Annotated in this window: 23 protein-coding genes; 15 read left to right on the top strand and 8 right to left on the bottom strand. The window is 32.3% G+C overall.

What is annotated here, in order from left to right:
- Positions 1-58: 58 nt before the first annotated feature.
- Positions 59-694, bottom strand: a complete 636-nt coding sequence (locus QLQ96_RS14375; protein ID WP_202001541.1) for a GNAT family N-acetyltransferase — start codon at positions 692-694, stop codon at positions 59-61.
- A 201-nt stretch (positions 695-895) separates the two neighbouring features.
- Here QLQ96_RS14375 and QLQ96_RS14370 point away from each other — a divergent pair, with 201 nt between their 5' ends.
- Positions 896-1063 (top strand): hypothetical protein, encoded by a 168-nt coding sequence (locus QLQ96_RS14370; protein WP_482491298.1) that lies wholly within the window; start codon positions 896-898, stop codon positions 1061-1063.
- A 99-nt stretch (positions 1064-1162) separates the two neighbouring features.
- Here the strand turns inward: QLQ96_RS14370 and QLQ96_RS14365 are convergent, their stop codons facing one another.
- A complete protein-coding gene (locus tag QLQ96_RS14365; protein WP_482491297.1) occupies positions 1163-3433 on the bottom strand; it encodes a M1 family metallopeptidase in 2271 nt (756 codons plus the stop codon).
- 186 nt (positions 3434-3619) lie between these two features.
- Here QLQ96_RS14365 and QLQ96_RS14360 point away from each other — a divergent pair, with 186 nt between their 5' ends.
- The 3 genes from QLQ96_RS14360 to QLQ96_RS14350 all read left to right on the top strand — a co-directional run bounded on the left by QLQ96_RS14360 (position 3620) and on the right by QLQ96_RS14350 (position 5696).
- Complete coding sequence (locus QLQ96_RS14360) at positions 3620-4471, top strand: aldose 1-epimerase family protein (RefSeq protein WP_482491296.1); 852 nt, start codon at positions 3620-3622, stop codon at positions 4469-4471.
- A gap of 8 nt (positions 4472-4479) precedes the next feature.
- Entirely contained in the window at positions 4480-5028 is a 549-nt protein-coding gene (locus QLQ96_RS14355; protein ID WP_482491295.1) for a GNAT family N-acetyltransferase, read from the top strand.
- Between the two features lie 113 nt (positions 5029-5141).
- Positions 5142-5696 (top strand): DUF3575 domain-containing protein, encoded by a 555-nt coding sequence (locus QLQ96_RS14350; RefSeq protein ID WP_482491294.1) that lies wholly within the window; start codon positions 5142-5144, stop codon positions 5694-5696.
- Positions 5697-5698: 2 nt separating this feature from the next.
- On the opposite strand, the gene QLQ96_RS14345 is transcribed toward QLQ96_RS14350, so the two are convergent.
- Both QLQ96_RS14345 and QLQ96_RS14340 read right to left on the bottom strand, forming a co-directional pair.
- Positions 5699-5923, bottom strand: a complete 225-nt coding sequence (locus tag QLQ96_RS14345) for a VF530 family protein (RefSeq protein ID WP_482491293.1) — start codon at positions 5921-5923, stop codon at positions 5699-5701.
- A 106-nt stretch (positions 5924-6029) separates the two neighbouring features.
- On the bottom strand, positions 6030-6668 hold the full coding sequence (locus tag QLQ96_RS14340; RefSeq protein WP_482491292.1) for a hypothetical protein: 639 nt from the start codon (positions 6666-6668) through the stop codon (positions 6030-6032).
- Positions 6669-6808: 140 nt separating this feature from the next.
- Here QLQ96_RS14340 and smpB point away from each other — a divergent pair, with 140 nt between their 5' ends.
- The 3 genes from smpB (at position 6809) to QLQ96_RS14325 (ending at position 9078) form a co-directional block, all read left to right on the top strand.
- Entirely contained in the window at positions 6809-7264 is a 456-nt protein-coding gene (smpB, locus tag QLQ96_RS14335; RefSeq protein ID WP_177209986.1) for an SsrA-binding protein SmpB, read from the top strand.
- 82 nt (positions 7265-7346) lie between these two features.
- Entirely contained in the window at positions 7347-7985 is a 639-nt protein-coding gene (locus QLQ96_RS14330) for a DUF4136 domain-containing protein (RefSeq protein ID WP_482491291.1), read from the top strand.
- Positions 7986-8070: 85 nt separating this feature from the next.
- Positions 8071-9078, top strand: a complete 1008-nt coding sequence (locus QLQ96_RS14325; RefSeq protein ID WP_482491290.1) for a helix-turn-helix domain-containing protein — start codon at positions 8071-8073, stop codon at positions 9076-9078.
- Between the two features lie 27 nt (positions 9079-9105).
- Here QLQ96_RS14325 and QLQ96_RS14320 read toward each other — a convergent pair whose 3' ends face one another.
- A complete protein-coding gene (locus QLQ96_RS14320; RefSeq protein ID WP_482491289.1) occupies positions 9106-9747 on the bottom strand; it encodes a protein-L-isoaspartate(D-aspartate) O-methyltransferase in 642 nt (213 codons plus the stop codon).
- A gap of 255 nt (positions 9748-10002) precedes the next feature.
- Here QLQ96_RS14320 and QLQ96_RS14315 point away from each other — a divergent pair, with 255 nt between their 5' ends.
- The 8 genes from QLQ96_RS14315 to QLQ96_RS14280 all read left to right on the top strand — a co-directional run bounded on the left by QLQ96_RS14315 (position 10003) and on the right by QLQ96_RS14280 (position 17289).
- On the top strand, positions 10003-10968 hold the full coding sequence (locus QLQ96_RS14315; RefSeq protein ID WP_482491288.1) for a Gfo/Idh/MocA family protein: 966 nt from the start codon (positions 10003-10005) through the stop codon (positions 10966-10968).
- Positions 10969-11055: 87 nt separating this feature from the next.
- Positions 11056-11943 carry a 3-hydroxyacyl-CoA dehydrogenase family protein gene (locus tag QLQ96_RS14310; RefSeq protein ID WP_482491287.1) on the top strand — a complete coding sequence of 296 codons (888 nt, stop codon included), beginning with the start codon at positions 11056-11058 and terminating at the stop codon, positions 11941-11943.
- Positions 11944-11984: 41 nt separating this feature from the next.
- Positions 11985-12515, top strand: coding sequence for a hypothetical protein (locus QLQ96_RS14305; RefSeq protein ID WP_482491286.1), 531 nt, complete (start codon positions 11985-11987; stop codon positions 12513-12515).
- Positions 12506-13159 (top strand): YggS family pyridoxal phosphate-dependent enzyme, encoded by a 654-nt coding sequence (locus tag QLQ96_RS14300; protein ID WP_482491285.1) that lies wholly within the window; start codon positions 12506-12508, stop codon positions 13157-13159. Before QLQ96_RS14305 ends, QLQ96_RS14300 begins: the two co-directional genes overlap by 10 nt.
- Before the next feature lie 53 nt (positions 13160-13212).
- On the top strand, positions 13213-14574 hold the full coding sequence (locus tag QLQ96_RS14295; protein ID WP_482491284.1) for an exonuclease domain-containing protein: 1362 nt from the start codon (positions 13213-13215) through the stop codon (positions 14572-14574).
- Between the two features lie 30 nt (positions 14575-14604).
- The gene (locus QLQ96_RS14290; RefSeq protein WP_482491283.1) at positions 14605-15444 is read left to right on the top strand and encodes an ion transporter; all 840 of its coding nucleotides are present in this window, start codon (positions 14605-14607) and stop codon (positions 15442-15444) included.
- 153 nt (positions 15445-15597) lie between these two features.
- On the top strand, positions 15598-16527 hold the full coding sequence (gene miaA / locus QLQ96_RS14285; RefSeq protein ID WP_482491282.1) for a tRNA (adenosine(37)-N6)-dimethylallyltransferase MiaA: 930 nt from the start codon (positions 15598-15600) through the stop codon (positions 16525-16527).
- A 15-nt stretch (positions 16528-16542) separates the two neighbouring features.
- Complete coding sequence (locus QLQ96_RS14280) at positions 16543-17289, top strand: acyl-[acyl-carrier-protein] thioesterase (protein ID WP_482491281.1); 747 nt, start codon at positions 16543-16545, stop codon at positions 17287-17289.
- Between the two features lie 164 nt (positions 17290-17453).
- Here QLQ96_RS14280 and QLQ96_RS14275 read toward each other — a convergent pair whose 3' ends face one another.
- The 3 genes from QLQ96_RS14275 to QLQ96_RS14265 are packed head-to-tail and all read right to left on the bottom strand — an operon-like array spanning position 17454 to position 19262.
- Positions 17454-17987 carry a hypothetical protein gene (locus QLQ96_RS14275; protein WP_482491280.1) on the bottom strand — a complete coding sequence of 178 codons (534 nt, stop codon included), beginning with the start codon at positions 17985-17987 and terminating at the stop codon, positions 17454-17456.
- Positions 17974-18663: a peptide chain release factor H gene (prfH, locus tag QLQ96_RS14270; protein ID WP_482491279.1), complete on the bottom strand. Its 690-nt coding sequence runs from the start codon at positions 18661-18663 to the stop codon at positions 17974-17976. Before prfH ends, QLQ96_RS14275 begins: the two co-directional genes overlap by 14 nt.
- Positions 18651-19262 carry a hypothetical protein gene (locus QLQ96_RS14265; protein WP_482491278.1) on the bottom strand — a complete coding sequence of 204 codons (612 nt, stop codon included), beginning with the start codon at positions 19260-19262 and terminating at the stop codon, positions 18651-18653. Before QLQ96_RS14265 ends, prfH begins: the two co-directional genes overlap by 13 nt.
- Positions 19263-19273 lie beyond the last annotated feature (11 nt).

The raw sequence follows: 19273 nt of genomic DNA, 5'->3' as shown, positions 1-19273 counted from the left end.
ATAATTTAGGCTAATACTTTCGTATGTAGCAGTTTGAGATTTTTTCTAATTAATTGACTTAAACAAACAATGACAAAATTTTATTCAAGAATAAAGCCTGTTTGATTTTTTTAAGTCTGTTTAAAACAGCCTCGTTAAAAGGGTGTCTTGGTGGTGTTTTTTGTTTTTCCTTCGGGTCATATAACATTCCGGTACAAAGGCACATTTTGTTTTCTTTGCTTTGTAAAATCGGGAAATTAGTACAGGTTTTACAGCCTGCCCAGAAACTTGGATCGGTTGTAAGTTCTGAGAAAGGAACCGGTTTATAGCCAAGTTCAGAGTTAATTTTCATAACTGCCAAACCAGTAGTAATACCAAATATTTTAGCATCTGGAAATCTCTTCAAAGAATAATCAAAAACCTTTGATTTTATCTTTTTAGCCAAACCATGGCTTCTATAATCAGGATGAACAATTAATCCAGAATGAGCAACGAATTTTCCGTGTTGCCAGCTTTCTATGTAGCAAAAACCAGCAAATTTTCCGTCAGCCAAAGCAATCATCGCATCACCATTTGCCATTTTTTTCTGAATGTACTCAGGAGTTCTTTTAGCAATCCCCGTACCTCTTAATAAGGCAGATGATTCTATCGTATCGCAGATTTCCTGCGCATACTTAAAATGTTCTTCTTGAGTTACAACAATAGAGATCTTCATTTCAATTATTGAAGTTAGAGTTAAAAATTAAAGCATATTGATTCGCTTGAAATCCAGAATTGAATCCAATAAAATTAAGCATAAAAGAAGTAACATTCTCAAAATCAAAACATTGATTAAGAAAATTTACAAAATAATAAATACTTTTAGGATACGTTTGTCCAATGGACAAATTATGTGATTTCAAAATGAAAAAAGGGTATGAATAAATATACGGCTATAAAACTCAGTGAACACTATAGAGATAGTGTCCGTACTTCGGGAGAAGTAATCGGTGAGTTTGTCCGTGACAAAGAAGTTATATGTAAACTTATTTTATTCATCGGTGCAAAAGTACATTATTTTTTTATTTCCAAAACAAAAAATTAAAATTCTAACATTTTTTTTACGTTTTGTGAATATACAGAAAAACAAAACCCGATAATTATTTCTAATTATCGGGTTTTAAATAAGTTATAATCTTACTAACTATTTTTTAGTAAACTGCATTGATTGACCATTATCTAAGAAAATCATCTCAAAACCTGTTTTAGCTTCATTAAATTTAAATTTCAATCCTGCTCTTTTTGATTCGAAAGTATCTTTTTCGTTTGCAACAGGATCTAAAGAAAAGTTTGGATAATTAGGCAACTGTGCTGTCAAAACACTGTTTTTATCTACTAATTCAATAGTTAACGGAGATTTTGTTGTTGTATAATTACCTAAATAACCATCAATTATAATCGCTTTCTCTACCACTCCTTTTCCAGCAGTCCAAACATTATTTGATTCATTATTATCTGGAAAAACATGATCTGGATCTAAAATAATACTTTCAATTTCTTCTGTCGAATTGTGTTTGAAAGACCAAGATTTGTTTCTCTGCCAGATTTCTACTGGTAAATTTACTCTTGATACTTTTCCGCTTTTTGTTTTAACGTCTAAAACAATCGGCATCGGCATTTTATCAAAATTTTCAACTGTAATCACTACTCCTTTTGCAGGATCATTTTTTACATATTTAATTGAATTAATACCTTGATCAAAACGCCAGTTGTTTACATACCAGCTTCTCCAAAACCAGCTTAAGTCTTCTCCAGCAACGTTTTCCATAGATCTAAAGAAATCATCTGGCTGCGGGTGTTTGTATGCCCAACGCTGAATATATGTTCTAAAAGCAGTATCAAAACGCTCTTTACCTAAAATCTGCTCTCTTAAAATCACTAAACCTGCACTTGGTTTAAAGTAACATAACATTCCAATATTTCCTTCCTTCATATTATCAGGAGAACTCATAATCGTTTCTAAGTCAGGCCTTGTAAAAGGTTCTGCTTGATGATGCAAATCTGTCGGATCTTCTTTGTATTCTCCATTATTAAATGCAGCTGTACTCAATGAGTTAATGAAAGTATTAAATCCTTCATCCATCCAAGCAAATAGTCTTTCGTTTGAACCCACAATCATTGGGAACCAAATATGACCAAACTCGTGATCTGTAACTCCCCAAAGGTCTTGTCCTTTAGATTTCCATCCACAGAAAACAATTCCTGGATATTCCATTCCTCCTTCGTTACCTGCAACGTTTGTAGCCGCTGGGTAAGGATATTCGAACCATTGTTTTGAATAATGTTCGATTGACGCTTTTACATATTCTGTAGAACGTCCGTAAGCTTCTTGCCCATCACTTTCAACAGGATAAGCAGATAATGCCAATGATTTTTTACCGCTTGGAAGGTTAATTTTCGCTCCATCTAAGATAAAAGCTGGAGACGATGCCCAAGAGAAATCACGTGCATTTTTGATTTTGTAATGCCATGTTTTTTCAGTTCCTGCATTCGTATTTGCCGTTGCCGCAACTTCAGAAGCTGTACGAATCATAACCGTTTTATCACTGTTAGACGCGTCTTTATATCTTTTTAATTGTTCAGCAGAAAATACTTCCTGACCGTTTAATAATTCACCAGAAGCGACAACATAGTGATTTCCTGGAACTGTAAGTTTTACATCAAAATCTCCATATTCTAAGTAAAACTCAGAAGCACCTAAATAAGGAGCTGTATTCCATCCTCTCACATCATCATACACACACATGCGTGGGTACCATTGTGCAATCGTGAAAATTTTTCCGTTTTTAGTTTCTAAAACTCCCATTCTATCAGATCCTTCAAAAGGCGCTATGAAAGAAAATTCGATTTTAATTTTTACAGAACCTCCTTTTGCTGCCAATTCCTGCGGAAGGAAAATCTGCATTCTTGTGTCCGTAACAATATATTTTGCTTCAACTTCTGTTTTAGTTTTTCCGCCAGAAATTACTTTTACAGATTTAATTTTATTTCCGCCATCAAAAACTTGCCCTTGAGCTCCGTTACGGCTTCCTGTTAAAGGCACGATAGCGTTTCCTCTAGAATCGTCTTTAAATAAGTTCTGATCTAAATTCAACCAAAGAAACCCTAATTTTTCAGGACTATTATTCGTGTAAGTGATTTCATCTGTACCTACAATCTCATTTGTAGTTGCATTCAGTTTTGCCGTAATCTGATAATCGGCTCTGTTCTGCCAATATTCTACTCCTGGCTGACCGCTAGCAGTACGAGTTGGCGTACCATTTTTTGTGTAGAAATGAGGGCCAAAGGCATCATGGTAATTGTAATTATTTACTGGATTTGCTGTTGTCGCAGAAGGAGTTTGCTGCGCCCATACTGAAGAAATCCCAAAAAATAAAGCCGCGGTTAAAATGGCTTTCGCAGATTGCTTTTTCATATTTTTTAGCTGTTTATGTAGCAAATTAATGAAAAAAAAAGCTATTTACAGAGAAACTTCAAAACATAAATTCAATTTTAGCAAAATTTTATAAATAAAATAATTTAAGCTATTTTCTTAAAAAACTAAATTTTATAAAATATATTTACATCTCTGTAAAAAAATATTCATTTTATACTTAACATTGTGACTACAACTATTTCAAATTCTATATTAAAAGCTTCTATCAAACATGCTGGAGCTGAGTTATTTTCTATAAAAGACAATCAAAACAACGAATATATATGGGAAGGAAACCCAGATTTTTGGGGTAAACATTCTCCTGTTCTTTTTCCGATTGTCGGAACTTTAAAAAACAACACTTATAAAATCAATGAAAAAGAATATCATTTGCCGCGTCATGGTTTTGCCAGAGACATGGAATTTTCTTTGATTGAAAAAACAGAAAACAAAGCTGTTTTCTCTCTTAAATCTTCTGAAGAAACACTGCAAAAATATCCTTTTGAGTTTGAATTACAGCTTATTTATACGCTTAACGAAAGTTCATTAGAACTAGAATATAAGGTAATTAATAACGGAAAAGAGAAAATGCCTTTTTCGATTGGGGCACATCCTGCGATTGCGCTTCCAAATGATTTTGAAGATTATGCTTTTCAATTCGAAAAAGAAGAAAACTTGAAATATTATCTTCTTGAAAATGATTTGATTTCATCTAAAACTAAAGTTTTAGAAACAAAAAACAATTTAGTTCCTTTAAATTATGAGCTGTTTAAAAATGATGCTTTAATTTTTAAAACATTAGAGTCAAAATCTTTAACTATTCTAAATAATTCAAAACCCTACATAAAAGTTGATTATTACGATTTTCCAAGTTTAGGAATCTGGACAAAAGAAAATGCGCCATTTATCTGTATCGAACCTTGGCTTGGCTATTCGGATACCGATGAAAACACTGGCGATTTATATCAAAAAGAAGGTGTTTTGACATTAAACGAAAACAAAGATTTCAGTGCAAAATTTAGTATCACAATATTATAACAAACAAAATGTTAGATTTTAATTTCACTCCATTTCCTACAATAGAAACAGAACGCATAGTTCTTGACAGAATTACGGACAAAGATGCGCAAGAAGTTTTTGATTTACGTTCGAATCCTGAAACCATGAAATATATTCCGAGACCTTTAGTTAAAAATCATGAGGATGCTTTGGAACATATCAGAATGATTGACGAAAAAATTGAAAATAATACTGGAATAAATTGGGGTATCAGACTCAAAGGCAGTCCTAAATTATTAGGAATTATTGGCTATTACAGACTGCAACCCGAAAATTACCGAGCTGAAATCGGTTATATGCTTTCGCCAGATCATCATGGAAAAGGAATTATTCCAGAAGCAGTAAACAGACTGATTAAATTTGGCTTTGAGGATTTAAAATTACACTCGATAGAAGCCGTAATAGATCCAGAAAATCACGCTTCAGAAAAGGTATTGCAGAAATGCGGATTTGTTAAAGAAGCTCATTTAAAGCAGTCAGAATTTTGGGAAGGAAAATTTCTAGACAAGGTAATTTATTCATTATTAGAAAAGTAAGATTTTATTCTTGTTAAAATAATCTTATAGGCAGTTGTTATCAAGCATTATAGGTTATATTTGCGCTCAAAATCAGCTAAAAACAGCTGATCTTGAATTCCAAAAACACATTTATGAAAAAATTATCTGCCCTATTTGTTCTTTTATTTTGTATGCAACTGCAAAGCCAGACATTTGTAAAGTTTAACGGAGCAACTGCTTTATTATTAGTTCCAAATATTGGAATAGAAACTAGCATTGGAGAGAAAACTACTTTTAGTGCTGACGTAATGGCTTCTTTCTGGGAATCGTTTAACGGACATAACCCAATGAAATTTATAACTGTTACTCCTGAGGTTCGTTACCATTTTAAAGAAAAATACAATGGTTTTTATGCAGGAGCACATATAGGAGCTGATAAATATGAAATACAAAAATGGAATTATTGGAATAGCAACAAATACGAAGATGGTTTTGGTTACAGAATTGGAGGTACAGTTGGTTACAATTTAAAACTAAACGATAAGTTTTTACTTGACATTTTTGTAGGTGGAGGATGGCACCAAGGATTCTATAAAGGATATTACAATGATGGAACTCCAGGAAGATATGAAAAAGCACCTAATTACAATAAAAGTGGCGAATGGCTTCCGTACCGTGGTGGAGTTATGATTTCTTATAAATTATAAAATTAGCTTAACTTAGGAAGCGTTTTTATATAAAGCTCTTCTACTTTTTTTCGGGCCCAATCTGTTTTTCTTAAAAAGGTAAGACTAGATTTTACACTCGGATTTGAGTTAAAACATTTAATTGGAATTAATTCTCCTAGAGTATCAAAGCCATAATGATCGACTAAGGTTTCGACAATTTTTTGAAGTGTAATTCCGTGTAATGGATCTTTAGATTGATTTTGCATTTTATACTTTTTTTAAATAATATCAAAAGACCGTACTTTATCAGTACGGTCTTTTTTTTGTAAAATTACTAAAATAGAATTTTACGTTAATCAAATAAAGAATAAATTAGAATATGAATTTAAATCCAACAGAAACTGGAGAAGTCAAATTAGGATTACTTCCCGCTAAAGCTGTATTATAAAATGGATCTACATTTGCAACATGCGCCAATCCGAAGTTTGTAACAGTTGTTTTTTCTCCATCTTTAGCTTTTAAAGTTGTAGAAGTAAAATTAGCCAAATCATAAGAGAATTCTACAGAGAAGTTTTTAGTTACAAAATAATCTAAACCTCCTGATACAGATAATCCTACCTGATTTACTTTCAACTCGCTTTCTTTCTCTTTACCAGTAATTACTGGTATTGCTGCCTGTCCAAAGAAATATAACGTTCCTGCTATGTTCCAGTATTTTCTAATTAAAGGCTGAACTACAATTAAATCTGTTTTTGCAGCAGTCCCTGCAGCCGTTTCCGCTTTAATATTGATATATCCAAAACCCGCTCCAACAGCAACTGACGGCGTAATAAAATTACCTACAACTGGAATAACAGATAAATTTGTGTTTTTATTATCCTCATTTTTAGTCTGCTGATAGCCAAATTGAGAAGTAGCAAACCACGCTCCTTTCAATCCTTGAGATGATTCTTGAGCTTTAGCAGTTAAACCGATTAATACCATACTCACTAGCGTTAAAATCTTTTTCATTTTATTTTGTTTTTTAAATTACAGGACAAACTTATGAGTAAGGTTTTTCCTTGATACTGATTTAAATCATAGATTAAAAAAAACCTTTAATTATCTTTAACAGCCACATTTATTTTCAATTTTGTCTTACATTTGCAGTCATGATAAAATCAGTCAACATACTCAATAAAAGAGCCAGATTCGATTACGAAATAATCGACACTTATACTGCTGGAATTGTTTTGGCGGGAACAGAAATTAAATCTATTCGTTTAGGAAAAGCAAATATTACCGAAAGCTTCTGTGAATTCAGTGGCATGGAACTTTTTGCCATTAATACTTATATTGAAGAATATTCTTTTGGAAACCAATTCAATCATAAATCAAGAAGCGAAAGAAAATTGCTTTTAAACAAAAAAGAATTAAAAACACTTCATAAAAATGTTCAAGCAAAAGGTTTAACTATTGTGCCTTTAAAACTGTTTACAAACGAGAAAGGTTTAGCTAAACTGCAAATCGGACTTTGTAAAGGGAAGAAGAACTATGACAAACGTGAATCTTTAAAAGAACAAGATACTAAACGAGATTTAGACCGCATTAAAAAAGCTTACAACTAGTAAGCTTTTTTATTTTCACACAAAACACTTATAATTAACATTTTATAGTTATTTTTACTTATAACCAATTTAACTGTAAAATATGAAAAAGTACTTAGTTTTGTTTTTCGCTATTGCGGCGTTTTCAAGTTGTGGCAGTAATACTTCTATTGTAAACAGCTGGAGAGATCCTGATGTAACGATCACTCAGGAACAATTTAAAAAAGTTTTGGTTGTAGCTTTGGTCAAGGATGAAGCTTCGAGACGAATTACTGAAAATAGAATTGCAGCAAGCAGTCCCATATTCAAAACTTCGTATCAATACTTAAATGCAACCACACAATTAACACAAGAACAAAAACTAAAGATTTTACAAGATGAAAACTTTGATGGCGTTGTCACAATGCGTTTAGTCAGCAAAGAAAAAGAAGTCAATTATGTTCCAGGAACTTACACCGGAATGTATTACGGAGGATTTGACGGAATGTATACTGGAATGTACGGCTACGGTTTTGGAAATTGGTACGGAATGTATTCTCCCAATTTCTACGATCCGGGATACTACCAAGAAACCACTTCTTATATGGTCGAAACCAATATTTTTTCATTAAAACAAAATAAATTAATTTGGACAGGAACTACTGAATCGCAATATGTTACCGATTTAGGACAAACGGTTGACGCCATAATGCAAGCCGTTGTAAAAGAAATGAGAAAAGACGGTTCGCTTCCTCCAAAATAAAATATGATAAAGCAGTATTGTAAAATGCTGCTTTTCTTTTGTTTAAAAAAATTGACTAAATTTGTCAAGACTAAATTTTTCATAAATGAAATCGCTTTTAAAAAATGCCAGAGAACAGAAAGGTCTAAAAACGCGTGAATTAGCGCAACTTTCTGGTATTGACCAAGCTTTAATCAGTAAATTTGAATCTGGAACTAGAAAACCAACTAAAGATCAAATCATTAAATTATCTCAGCTTTTAGAAATTGATTACGAAACATTAATGGTTGCTTGGCTTAAAGAAAAGATTCTTTATGAAATTGGTGATGAAGAATTTGCTTTGAAAGCTTTGCTTCTTGCAGAACAAGAAATTCAGAAAAACAAAAAAGAAATTGATTCTGCAATACTATTTTCTAATCAAATCATTTTAACTGAAATAGAAACTTTAAAGAAGCAACTTCAATCTTTTAATCATTTTGAACTACGCCAGATTTCTAAAACATTAGAGTTAGAATTTATTTTTAAAAGCATTCACTCAAATGGAAATTCTCTGACATTAGAAGAAACTAAATCTGTCATTAATGATGGAATCACGATTTCTGGAAAAAGTATGCAAGAACATATCGAAGCAATTAATTTTCAAGAAATATCAGCTTATATAAAAGATTTGAGTCAAAAGAAAACAAGTTTAAATGAAAAAGAATTTCTTTCAATCCATAACTTAATCTTCAAAGGTATTCAGTTTGAGAATGCAGGAAAATATAAAAACGATCCAATTGTTTTACGCGAAATGAATTTACTTTTTAATTGGTATGAAATGCATAAAAACAATCTCAATCCAATAATTCTGGCGTCTGAAATATACCTGAAAATTCTTGACATTAATCCTTTTGAAAAAGGAAATTTGCAAATAGCGAACATAATAATGAATTGGATTTTACTTCAAAACAATTATGTCTACACCATAGCTCAAACTGATAAAAATAATGAAAGTGAATATTTTTCTGTTTTAGATGAATACAAAATCAAAAATGACAAATCAGCCTTTATAAATTATATTCTTCAAATCGAAAAAGAAAATCTAACACATGCTATACATTTGAATAACAAATAAAAAAGCCCGCATAAACGGGCTTGTCTCTTAATTTTTATCTTCTAATAAAGGAACAAATCTAAATTCTCCAAACTCATGTTTTTCAAATTGAGTTTCATTCTTTCTGATCAATAAAGTCATAATCTGAACATCTTCTCCCAAAGGAATAACCAACCTTCCTCCTATTTTTAATTGCGCCATTAGAGGCTGCGGAATGAAAGGTGCGCCTGCAGTAACGATAATACTGTCAAAGGGAGCAAAATTTGGCAATCCTTTATATCCATCTCCAAAAGAAACATGTTTTGGACGAATATTTAACTTTGGAAACAAATTAGAAGTTGTTTTAAACAATTCACTTTGTCTTTCAACAGTAAATACTTTAGCGCCAAGCATAAATAAAACGGCAGTTTGATAACCAGAACCTGTTCCTATTTCTAAAATTTTATGATCTTTCTTAACTTCAAGCAATTGCGACTGAAAAGCCACTGTATAAGGTTGAGAAATAGTCTGCCCTGCTCCAATAGGAAACGCTTTGTCCTGATAAGCATAATCTTCAAAACTTGAATTTAAAAAAAGGTGTCTCGGGATTTTTTTTATCGCTTCCAGAACAGCTCTGTCAGTAATTCCTTTTTGTTCTAAAGTTGTTACTAATTGATTACGAAGTCCTTGATGTTTTGCAGTATCTTTCAAAATGGGTAGGTTTTATTTTCGCAAAAATAAGAAACAAAACAGGATTTCAAATATTGATTTTTAAATAATAAATTAATAAAGATGAAAGTCGAAAGTCAAAAGTCTCTATTTGTCAAGATGACATGCTACAAAAAGAAAGGAATAACCAACAACAAAGTTCAAACAACTAACAACAAACGACCAACAACCAACAATTACCTAAATTCATTTTTACATTCAACAAATAAATTCTATTTTTGTTTAAAATACATTCTCATGTTAAAAGTAGGAGTTTTAGGTGCTGGTCATCTTGGTAAAATACATTTACGCTTATTACAACAATCTGACCAATACGAATTAGTTGGATTTTACGACGAAAATCAAGAAAATGCCGAAAGAATCTCAAAAGAGTTTGGCTATAAAAACTTCAGCACAATTGCAAAACTCATTCACGCTGTCGACGTGATTGATATTGTAACTCCAACACTTTCACACTATAAATGTGCAAAAGTTGCGATCAAATCTGGAAAACATATCTTTATTGAAAAACCAATTGCCAACACTGTAGAAGAGGCTGAAGAAATTATTGCTTTGGCTAAAGAACACAACGTAAAAGGGCAAGTTGGTCACGTAGAGCGTTTTAACCCCGCTTTTATTGCTACAAAAACCATGATCGAAAATCCGATGTTTATAGAAACGCATCGTTTGGCCGAATTTAATCCGCGTGGTACAGACGTTCCTGTGGTTTTAGATTTAATGATTCATGATATTGATGCTATTTTAAGTGTTGTGAATTCAAAAGTGAAAGATATTCATGCAAGTGGTGTGTCAGTAATTAGCGATACTCCAGATATTGCCAACGCTAGGATCGAATTCGAAAACGGATGTGTTGCGAACTTAACTGCGAGCAGAATTTCGTTGAAGAATATGCGTAAATCACGTTTCTTTCAAAAAGACGCTTACATTTCTGTTGACTTTTTAGAGAAAAAATGTGAAGTCGTTCGTATGAAAGATGCGCCAGAAGTTCCTGGAGATTTTGATATGATTCTTCAAAATGCGGAAGGAGTAAAAAAACAAATCTATTTCACCAATCCAGATGTAGAGCTAAACAATGCCATTTTGGATGAATTAGAATCTTTTGCAAATGCAATCAACACAGATACTACGCCAGTTGTAACATTGGAGCAAGCTACAGATGCATTGCGTGTAGCGTATCAAATTATTGATTGTTTCGATAAATAATTAAATTTCAAAAAAATAAGTTAGCCACGAATTCACGATTTAATTAGTGAATTCGTGGCTAAATCATAAAAAAATATCTATCACAATATGAAAACAATAGCTGTAATTGGAGCAGGAACAATGGGTAACGGAATTGCGCATACTTTCGCGCAGAGCGGTTTTACTGTAAAATTAATCGACGTTTCTGAAAAATCATTAGATAAGGGAATGGCAACTATTGCAGCCAATTTAGATAGAATGCTGTCTAAAGGAACAATTACTCAAGATGATGTTGCTAAAACAATTACAAATATTATTACTTATACAGATATAAAAGATGGGGTTGTTGGCGCTGATTTAGTTGTCGAAGCTGCAACAGAAAATGTGGAATTAAAACTAAACATTTTCAAACAATTAAACGAATATTGTTCTCACAATACCATTTTAGCAACTAATACTTCTTCAATTTCGATTACTCAAATTGGAGCTGTTGTCGCACATCCTGAGCGAGTTATCGGAATGCATTTTATGAATCCGGTGCCGATCATGAAATTGGTTGAAATCATTCGCGGGTACAACACAAGCGATGAAGTAACTAAAATCATCATGACTTTATCTGAAAAATTAGGTAAAGTTCCTGTTGAAGTAAACGATTATCCAGGATTTGTGGCAAACAGAATTTTAATGCCAATGCTAAACGAGGCAATTGAAACGTTATACAATAAAGTTGCTGGAGTTTACGAAATTGACACGGTAATGAAATTAGGAATGGGACATCCTATGGGACCACTTCAATTAGCTGATTTTATTGGTCTTGATGTTTGTCTTGCAATTCTTAATGTAATGTACGACGGATTCAAAAACCCTAAATATGCTCCTTGCCCACTTTTAGTTAATATGGTGAGAGCTGGAAAATTAGGAGTTAAATCTGGAGAAGGTTTTTACGATTACAGCGAAAGCAAAAAAGCAGAGAAAATTTCGAAGCAGTTTATTTAGTATTTGTTTTTTCTAAATTAAGACTACTTCTCGGCTAGCATATGATTACATTTGAAGGAGAACATAAAGATTTAAAAGCTAGAATATTTAGTAAAAAACCTTTTGCTTTTGTGTTTGTATTTATATTTTACTCATACATACTTTTTCCTTTTTTTAAAGACGAAAATCTAAAATATTACGCATGTTTTCTCGAATTTGCTCTTTTAATATTATGTATGACCTTAGCTATAAATACTTTTAAAAATAATATTAATATAATTTCGATTGATGAAAATAAGGTAACTTTAGAAGGAGAAGTTTTCAATACGAAATGGAAAAAGTCACTTATATTAAAAGAAACAAAAATTGAAGTTAAAGGCAATCCCTCTCGATCAGGTTTAACTGGCGCAACTTTTTATATAAACTTAAAAAAAGGAAAAGATAAATATACTGTAAATTCATTTCAAACATTTTCTGACAAACAAATAATCGAAATATTCAATGAATTTAAAAAATACAAGGGAGAAAAAATTATAATTGACGAAAAGTTAGATATAATGAGAATCCAAGAAAAAATAGAAAAATGTCAATAGCATCAAACTTAAATACAATTAAAGCAACTTTACCTGAACACGTAACTCTTGTTGCCGTTTCAAAAACTAAACCTGTTTCAGACTTGATGCAGGCTTACGAAGCCGGACAACGCATTTTTGGAGAAAACAAAATTCAGGAAATGACTGATAAATGGGAAGAAATGCCTAAAGACATTCAATGGCATATGATTGGTCATGTTCAGTCGAATAAAGTCAAATTTATGGCGCCGTATGTCACTTTGATTCATGGTGTTGACAGTTTGAAATTATTACAAGAAATCAATAAACAAGCTTTAAAAAATAACAGAATTATAGATTGCCTTCTTCAAATTTATATTGCAGAAGAAGAATCTAAATTTGGTTTGGACGAAAATGAACTAAACGAACTTTTAACTTCTACGGAGTTCAAAGAATTGAAAAATATTCGTATCTTAGGTTTAATGGGAATGGCCACTTTCACTGAAGACCAAAACCAAATAAAAAAAGAATTCACACATTTAAAATCTATTTTTGATTCCATTCAAAAACTGCAAACTGTTGATTTAAAAACAATTTCAATGGGAATGTCTGGAGATTATCAATTAGCTATCGAATGCGGAAGCACAATGGTGAGAATTGGAAGCAGCATTTTTGGAGGCCGCTAAAAATAAATCGTAGATTTTAACTGATTACTAAAAACTGAGACTGAATACTGAATTTGTACGCAATACTTGACATAGAAACCACTGGAGGACAATTTAATGAAGAGGGAATTACTGAAATTGCCATCTACAAATTTGACGGGCACGAAGTAATCGACCAATTCATCAGTCTTGTTAATCCCGAAATTCCGATTCAGCCGTTTGTAGTAAAACTGACTGGAATCAATAATGCTATGTTACAATCTGCTCCTAAATTTTATGAAGTTGCAAAACGTATCATAGAAATTACTTCAGATTGCGTAATCGTTGCGCACAACGCCTCTTTCGACTACAGAATCCTTCGTACAGAATTCCGTCGTTTGGGCTACGATTTTGAAGCCAGAACACTTTGTACAGTAGAATTAGCCAAAAAATTAATTCCAGAACAACCTTCATACAGTTTAGGCAAACTGGTACGTGCGCTTGGAATCCCAATGGCAGACAGACATCGTGCAAGCGGAGACGCTATGGCAACGACAAAGCTGTTCAAAATGCTTTTAGAAAAAGATACCGAAAAAACAATCGTAAAAGATTTTATAAAACTCGAAGTAGAAAAAGGAATTTCACCGAAATTCTTAGATCTTTTGAATCAAATGCCAACCAAAACTGGTGTTTATTATATTTATAATGAAGGCGGTAAGCTAATTTATATCGGCAAAAGCCAAAACATCAAAAAAAGAGTTAATCAGCATTTTACGGGAGTTACAACCAAAAGCAAAAGAATTCAGGCAGAAGTCTTTACGATAACTTATGAAGAAACTGGAAGCGAATTGATTGCGCTTTTAAAAGAAAGTCAAGAAGTAAAAATCAATCGTCCGATACACAATCGTTCCCAAAAGAAAGCTTTTTTCCCATTTGCATTATATTCTGAAAAAGATGCAAACGGGTACATCAACCTAAAACTTGAAAAAGCCGACGGACGCAAAAAAGAAATTACCTCTTTTGCTTCTTTACAAGAAGGAAAAAATGCACTTTTTAGATTTACAACAAAATATCATTTATGTCAGAAACTGACAGGTTTATATCAAACTAAAAAAGAGTGTTTTCAATATAAAATCAAAGAATGTGACGGCGCTTGTATTGGCGAAGTTACTCCAGAAGTTTACAATTTAAGAGTACAGCAATTTATTTCAGAAAATAGTTTCGAAAACAAAAACATGATTTTAATTGACAGAGGCCGAAATGTAAACGAAAGAAGCGCAATTTTAATCGAAAACGGTATATATCAAGGTTATGCTTATTACGATTTAAACTATCAAATCACAAATATTAATATTCTGAAAAATATTCTGATCCCAATGCAACATAACCGCGATGTAAAAAATATCATTCAGAGTTATGTGCGCAAAAGCAAGTCAATAAAAATACTTCATTTTTAACAAAACAAAACTTCGATTATCTTTAAGGATATGAAAAAGCAAAAATCGCAATACGAAATCTTTAGAGAAAAAATTAAAATCATCCTTTATGGCACGGACACCATTTTAGGAAGAATGTTTGATTTAATTCTTTTAGGTTTAATTTTGCTGAGCGTTCTTTTAATAATGCTCGATACGGTACAAGGAATCAACTCTAAATATCACGAACAACTACTAATTTGCGAATGGATAATCACTATATTTTTCACTATTGAATATATTTTGAGAATAATTTCCATTCAAAAACCAATAAAATACATTTTCAGCTTCTACGGAATCATCGATTTGCTCGCCGTATTACCCATGTATTTGTCAATATTTTTTCCTGGAGCAAGTATTTTATCCATCGTAAGAGCGTTACGTTTTCTTCGATTGTTCAAAATTTTACATATTCCGCAAATCAATCATCAATCTTTACAACTAAAAGAAGCCATTGATGCAAGTAAAGAAAAAATTCTAGTTTTCATTTACTTCGTTTTAATCAGTACCATAATTATTGGTTCCATAATGTATTTAGTCGAAGGCAAAGAATCTGGATTTACAAGCATACCGATGGGAATTTATTGGACAATTGTAACTTTAACAACAGTTGGTTATGGTGATATTTCTCCACAAACCCCTTTAGGACAATTTATTGCAGCATTTGTAATGATTTTAGGTTACGGAATAATCGCAGTTCCAACAGGAATTGTAACTGCCGAATTTGCAAAAAGCAGTCTAAAAAACAATGCGGTTAACAGTAAAAAAACATGCAGAAATTGCCAATCTCAAGTCCATTTTGACAACGCAAAATATTGTTATCAATGCGGAACAGAATTGCCAAATAATTAAAATAAGAAGCTAATCCAGCTGTACATTGCAACTCCTCCTTATCTTTGTTGTTTTTTAAAGTCATAAAAGGAGCTTCCATTGGTCGCTCTTTTATTCCAAAAAAAACAAACAAATATAAGTCCGGGGTTTCCATTTCCATCTGGGCTAAAAAATATGAAATACCTAATAACAATCGTCGGACCAACAGCTATCGGGAAAACTGCTCTAAGTATTGCTTTGGCACAACATTTTAAATGCGAAATTATTTCTTGTGACAGCCGTCAGTTTTTCAAAGAAATGACGATTGGAACCGCTGTTCCAAGTCAGGAAGAATTAAGTGCTGCGAAACATCATTTTATTCAAAACAAATCGATTTTTGAAAATTATACCGTTGGAGATTACGAAAAAGAAGCGCTTTCAAAACTAGAAGAATTGCATCAAAACAATGATTTTGCCATTCTAATTGGCGGATCAGGTTTGTATGTCGATGCCGTTTTAAAAGGTTTCGACGAATTTCCAGAAATCGATTCAAAAGTTCGAGATGAAGTAAATTCAAACTACGAAAAATTTGGAATCGAATATCTTCAAGAACAATTAAAAAATCTAGATCCAGATTATTACCAAAAAATAACAATCGAAAATCCTCAAACACTGCAAAATCCACAGAGAATGATGCGTTTCGTAGAAGTTTGCATTGGATCTCAAAAACCATATTCTTCATTTTTAAATTTGAAGAAAAACAACAGAAACTTCACTCCTATTTTGATTGGTTTAGATGCTGACAGAGAAGTCATTTACAGTAGAATCAATCATCGTGTCGACATAATGATGAATGAAGGATTACTTGAAGAAGCCAAAGCACTTTATCCTAACAAAGAGTTAAATGCCTTACAAACGGTCGGTTATAGAGAATTATTTAGTTATTTTGACGGAGAATTCACGTTGCCATGCGCAATTGAAGAAATTAAAAAGAATACACGAAGATTTTCTAAAAGACAATTAACGTGGTTCAAACGAAATGAAAACACCAAATGGTTTGATTATTCGACTGATAGAAATGAGATTATTCATTACATCGAAGAAAATCTAAAATCAACAATCTAAAATCTTAAATTAGTAATGCCAATATCACCAAATTTCACATCAGTTTTAAGTAAAGACTGGGAAATTAATTTTACACAATGTACATCAACCGGTTATTTAAAATATACCGACTTATGTAATCTTTTGCAACTTACAGCTGCAGCCCATTCAGAAGTTGGCGGAATCAGCTTTACCGATATGCAAGAATTTGATCAAGCTTGGGTTTTAAGCCGTATGCGGGTAGAAATAACTGCTTTACCAAAATGGCAGGATGTTGTAACTGTAAAAACATGGATTAACAGTCTTGAAAATTCACGTTCAGTACGTGCGCTTGAGATGTATGTAAACGGCAAAAAAATCGTTGGAAGCGAAACCTATTGGGCTGTTTTTAATACTAAAGCGCGTCGCCCAGAAGCTTTAGCTTTACCTTTTGAACATTTTGAACTTTTTCCAGACAACAGAGCTACAGTAGAAGGTTTTTCAAAAATCAACATTAATCCAGAAAAGGAATCAGTTTTCGAAAAAACAGTTTATTTATCTGATTTAGATATTGTAAATCATGCTAATAATGTAAAATATTTAGAATGGTGCTTAGATCATGTCGAGGCAAAAAGAATTCTAAAACAAGAAGTTAAAAGCTTTGAAATGAACTTTTTAAAAGAACTTTCTCTACATGATCAAGTTATAATTCATGAAAATGATAATGAAGATCATTCAGCAACAACTTTTAGCATTACAAAGGGAGACAAAAATTGTTTTGCTTTAGAATTGCACTGGAAATAAATCACGCTTAATTCCTGCAAGGTTTGGAAAAACCTTGTAGGTCTGCTATTTATAGAATTTATCTTTTTTACATTAAATTAAAAAATACCTACAAGGTTTTGGAAACCTTGCAGGAAATTGAACTCAATAAAAAACGATGCAATTTGCATCGTTTTTTGTTATAATCATTTCGACTTCTTTTTAGCATTTTTCTTCTTTTCTTTAGGCTTCTTTTTTTCCAACAAAGCAACTTTATCTTTAATTCGCTTTTCAACTTCACTAATTCCAGAATCATAATCATGCTGAATCGAATACAATTTTGCTTGTTTAATTTCTTTTAAAGCTTCTTTAAATTTATGCTGCACTTCTAATAAAATCGCTTTCTTCACAAAAATCATAGCTTTACTAATTCCTTTAATAGTCAAAGCAAAATCAATTAATTTTTGAGCTTCATCGTAATCTTCATTTAAAATCAAAGTCTGCAAATAATACGGATAAACTTCGAGAGCATGAATATTTATCGCTAAAGCTTCTTGAAAATATGTTTTTGCTTCTTCATAATTCATTAATTGCTCTACCTGAATTCTTCCATACAAACATAGAATCATTGTATTTTTTGAATCATAAGAAAAAGCATAATCTAAAGATTCTATTGTTTCTTCAAGCGAATAAGGATAACTATCCAAAGCTTGAAAAAGGTATTTATCAATCGTTTTCATTTCGTAAATCGTTTTTTAGTTTCTGACGAGTTCCTTTGTAACTTTTCTCTACTTTATTCTTTTTAAAATCACTTCCTGAAAAAACTCTCACAGGATTTCCACGCTGTACATTCAGCTGATTTTCCCATTGTTTTCCCACGTGATTTTTAAGTTGGAGCAATTTCTCGTCTTCTAGTTTTTTAATTAATCGTTCTGTTGCCAGTTTTTTGTTTTGATGTTGCGAACGGCTATCCATTGAAACTACTGCAATTCCTGTCGGAATATGAGTGGCTCGAATCGCAGAACTCACTTTGTTTACATGCTGTCCTCCAGCTCCCGAACTACGCATAGCCTGATATTGAATCTCGTTTTCAGAAAATGAGCTATTTTTTTTGTGTTCAATTTCAAAGATTCCAATAAACCAGTTTTTGCGTTTGTGCATTTTTCTAAATTGACTTTGACCAATCCATTGAACCGTTCCAATCCAAGAATTCACAAACTGATCAGTATTTTTTCCTTTTACAGCAATCGAAGCCGTTTCAACAGTTCCGTTTTCAGTTCCTGCTTCTCTTTGTAGCAATACTGTTTCCAGTCGATGTTCTTGTGCTTCTTCGAGAACTTTTTTAAGCACTTGAGCCACAACCCAAGTGCATTCTGCAGGTCCGCGACCCGCTGTTATCTGAATTATTCTTTCCATTTCTTTAAAATTTTGAGCAGCTTCTCTCTGTTTTTCGCTGCTTTTACAAATTGCGGAAGTCTCGAAACCATAGTTCCATTACCACTTCCTTCATTGTTTCTTTCTCTCAAATCTGCTTTAATGTATCTTTCCAAATACTCAATATGATCCAGATTATAAGCCCAAAAAAGATTTCCGCTAACTTCCTTTTGAAACCAAAGCGGCAAATTATACCACGGTTCTTTTACCAAACCATTGTCAACTTTCGACTCTTCTTTAACTCGATATGTTTTAGCTTTCCATTCCTCCTGAAAATCACAATGAGGACATTTAGTTTTATACGTTTCAGGTTTCTCTTTTAATGGTTGCGACTCATATTCAAATTTTTCGAAACAATTATTGCAGTATTCTTTTATATAAACTATGTAATGATAAACAGGCTCTTTAATCTTATGAAAGCACGTTTTGCATTCAAAAACCATACTGTGGCATCTTCCGCATTCACATTTTTCTTTTAGTTCTTCTTTTACAGTTGCCTTTGATTCGCACTTTGGACATTTAACCAAAATCTCATTATAAAAGCTCCCCAGCCATTTATTTTCGTCTTGAAATCTTTCCATAATCTTTAATT

It is taken from the genome of Flavobacterium sp. B167r, assembly GCF_056824315.1.
The sequence above is the reverse complement of the archived record's forward strand: the minus strand, read 5'-3'. Positions and strand labels throughout refer to the sequence as shown.

What these genes read in the sequence shown, in the direction of transcription:
- QLQ96_RS14370 (WP_482491298.1), top strand. Translation starts at nt 896, where the DNA reads ATGAATAAATATACGGCTATAAAACTCAGTGAACACTATAGAGATAGT.
- QLQ96_RS14350 (WP_482491294.1), top strand. Translation starts at nt 5,142, where the DNA reads ATGAAAAAATTATCTGCCCTATTTGTTCTTTTATTTTGTATGCAACTG.
- QLQ96_RS14375 (WP_202001541.1), bottom strand. Translation starts at nt 694, where the DNA reads ATGAAGATCTCTATTGTTGTAACTCAAGAAGAACATTTTAAGTATGCG.
- smpB (WP_177209986.1), top strand. Translation starts at nt 6,809, where the DNA reads ATGATAAAATCAGTCAACATACTCAATAAAAGAGCCAGATTCGATTAC.
- QLQ96_RS14340 (WP_482491292.1), bottom strand. Translation starts at nt 6,668, where the DNA reads ATGAAAAAGATTTTAACGCTAGTGAGTATGGTATTAATCGGTTTAACT.
- QLQ96_RS14330 (WP_482491291.1), top strand. Translation starts at nt 7,347, where the DNA reads ATGAAAAAGTACTTAGTTTTGTTTTTCGCTATTGCGGCGTTTTCAAGT.
- QLQ96_RS14280 (WP_482491281.1), top strand. Translation starts at nt 16,543, where the DNA reads ATGCCAATATCACCAAATTTCACATCAGTTTTAAGTAAAGACTGGGAA.
- QLQ96_RS14300 (WP_482491285.1), top strand. Translation starts at nt 12,506, where the DNA reads ATGTCAATAGCATCAAACTTAAATACAATTAAAGCAACTTTACCTGAA.
- QLQ96_RS14305 (WP_482491286.1), top strand. Translation starts at nt 11,985, where the DNA reads ATGATTACATTTGAAGGAGAACATAAAGATTTAAAAGCTAGAATATTT.
- QLQ96_RS14275 (WP_482491280.1), bottom strand. Translation starts at nt 17,987, where the DNA reads ATGAAAACGATTGATAAATACCTTTTTCAAGCTTTGGATAGTTATCCT.
- QLQ96_RS14345 (WP_482491293.1), bottom strand. Translation starts at nt 5,923, where the DNA reads ATGCAAAATCAATCTAAAGATCCATTACACGGAATTACACTTCAAAAA.
- QLQ96_RS14310 (WP_482491287.1), top strand. Translation starts at nt 11,056, where the DNA reads ATGAAAACAATAGCTGTAATTGGAGCAGGAACAATGGGTAACGGAATT.
- miaA (WP_482491282.1), top strand. Translation starts at nt 15,598, where the DNA reads ATGAAATACCTAATAACAATCGTCGGACCAACAGCTATCGGGAAAACT.
- QLQ96_RS14290 (WP_482491283.1), top strand. Translation starts at nt 14,605, where the DNA reads ATGAAAAAGCAAAAATCGCAATACGAAATCTTTAGAGAAAAAATTAAA.
- prfH (WP_482491279.1), bottom strand. Translation starts at nt 18,663, where the DNA reads ATGGAAAGAATAATTCAGATAACAGCGGGTCGCGGACCTGCAGAATGC.
- QLQ96_RS14265 (WP_482491278.1), bottom strand. Translation starts at nt 19,262, where the DNA reads ATGGAAAGATTTCAAGACGAAAATAAATGGCTGGGGAGCTTTTATAAT.
- QLQ96_RS14315 (WP_482491288.1), top strand. Translation starts at nt 10,003, where the DNA reads ATGTTAAAAGTAGGAGTTTTAGGTGCTGGTCATCTTGGTAAAATACAT.
- QLQ96_RS14355 (WP_482491295.1), top strand. Translation starts at nt 4,480, where the DNA reads ATGTTAGATTTTAATTTCACTCCATTTCCTACAATAGAAACAGAACGC.
- QLQ96_RS14325 (WP_482491290.1), top strand. Translation starts at nt 8,071, where the DNA reads ATGAAATCGCTTTTAAAAAATGCCAGAGAACAGAAAGGTCTAAAAACG.
- QLQ96_RS14365 (WP_482491297.1), bottom strand. Translation starts at nt 3,433, where the DNA reads ATGAAAAAGCAATCTGCGAAAGCCATTTTAACCGCGGCTTTATTTTTT.